Here is a 1,951-nt window from a genome sequence, read left to right as displayed (position 1 = left end):
TGATTTACAAACCGGCTAACAGTATGGATAACGCCACGAAGCTCGGCCAAGCCCTTCAAGCGCCCCACATAACTGTACCCAGGTTTAACACCTGCTTGATGTAATTCGTCCTCAAGTAAATGACCATGATCGGGGCGCATTGGGATAGACAAGTATTCTCCTCCGTCAGCAGCTTTATAACGACGTTTCTCTTCGTTTAGTAACGCTTCAACTAGACCTACCATATCATTATCACCGTCTAGATGGTCCGACTCGTAAAATGAACCATCAGCTTCACGGATCACGTTACGCAGGTGCACAAAATAAATTTTTTCACCGAAGTCGCGGGTCATTTGTACTAAGTTATTATCGCCTCTGGCACCATAAGAGCCGGCACACATCGTCAAGCCATTTGCTGGACTTGGGCATGCATCTAACAAAGCTTGTGCATCAGAAGCAGTAGAGACCACACGGGGTAAACCAAATAACGAAAAGGGTGGATCATCAGGATGAATACACATTTTCGCGCCTACTTCTTCGGCGGTGGGAATAATAGCCTGCAAAAACAAAAATAAATTTTGTCTAAAACCTTCTGTACCTAAATCAATAAATTGTTGAATGGCTGCACGGATACTATCACGGGTATAAGAGCCCTCGCCGCCAGGTAAACCAGCAATGATATTTTTCTCAAGTGCCTCACGCTCATCGTCATTCATATTCGAGAAGCGCTGCTCTGCTTTTTGTTTAACCTCATCAGAATAGCTCTCCACTGCACCAGCACGTTTGAGTAAATACATGTCGTAAGCGGCAAAATCGGTCATTTCAAACCGCAGTGCATGACTATTATTTGGTAAACGGTACATCAGGTTAGTGCGTGTCCAATCTACCACTGGCATAAAGTTATAACAGATGGTGTAAACGCCACAAGCTGCTGCATTTTTTATGGATTCTTTATAATTTTCAATAAGCTGGAGATAGTTGCCGGTCCGGGTTTTAATATCATTATGTACGGGAATACTTTCAATTACGGTCCAATCTAAACCAGCCTGCTCAATCATTCTTTTACGCTCAGCAATCGCTTCAACCGACCACACATCGCCTGTTTTCACCTCATGTAAAGAAGTGACTATGCCCGTCGCACCAGCCTGACGAATCTTTTGCAAACTAATCGAATCACTGGGTCCAAACCAACGCCATGTCTCAATCACGTAAATACCCTCCAGATAAATATAGAGCAGGCTAACTCCCCTGCACTAATAATAAACAATATGTTTTAGTTGAGTGAGTATACGGCAACAAAATTGGCTTGACCACATTTCAACAATATTTCTAAGGCAATTTTTAACTGCCCTTTATTGGCATTATTGGCAATATATGGCCTTACCATTGAGATAAGCAGGGGTAATTGCGCCTAAAATTGGCCTGACCAAAAGAGAAGCAAGTTATACTTTGATTGATGACTGCGCCGGTTTTAGGGCAAGAGTATCCATAAGCACTGTCGTAGACTGGCTTTGATACCAATCATTGACCACTAAGGCCATATTTCTCACCCTTAATTGACCAAAATGGCGCTCTCGATTATTCGCCAAAAACATCAGCAATTTATCAGGATCTTGTAAGCGCTGCTTAAACCTGAGCACGGTACTGTGTGCAGTTATTAAGGTATACCGAGCATCCATGCTGTGCGGTAAAGCACTTTTAGTTATGTGTTGGCGTAATTGGTCTCGTAACTGATTTAATGAATTATTACTGGGATAGCCGCACAACACGATACCGCTTTCAGACAAGGTTAAACCCGAAAACTCTATCGAAAATGGTGGCGTGTTTGCAACAATAGGCCGAATCAAGTCGATATAAGCGTCCTCATTTTCACCTGCTAATGTGTAATCCTCGATACAAGATAAAACCGACATCACCGTAACATGCAAATCGCTAGAAGGATAAGCGTACTGACCGGGCTCCACTTGACTAG

At 43.1% G+C, this 1,951-nt stretch carries 2 protein-coding genes; both read right to left on the bottom strand.

Features of this window, described 5'->3' with window-relative positions; all coding sequences use genetic code 11:
• Positions 1 to 1,187 (bottom strand): mannonate dehydratase (gene uxuA / locus NWQ57_RS17915; RefSeq protein WP_306023540.1); only part of this gene is annotated, 1,187 nt, incomplete at its 3' end.
• A gap of 234 nt (positions 1,188 to 1,421) precedes the next feature.
• The coding region (locus NWQ57_RS17910) for a 2'-5' RNA ligase family protein (RefSeq protein ID WP_306023539.1) at positions 1,422 to 1,951 on the bottom strand (530 nt) is incomplete at its 5' end.

Source organism: Paraglaciecola sp. (assembly GCF_030730205.1).
Taxonomy (GTDB): domain Bacteria; phylum Pseudomonadota; class Gammaproteobacteria; order Enterobacterales; family Alteromonadaceae; genus Paraglaciecola.
Note: the sequence above shows the minus strand (reverse complement) of the source record. Positions and strands in the feature narration are given on the sequence as shown.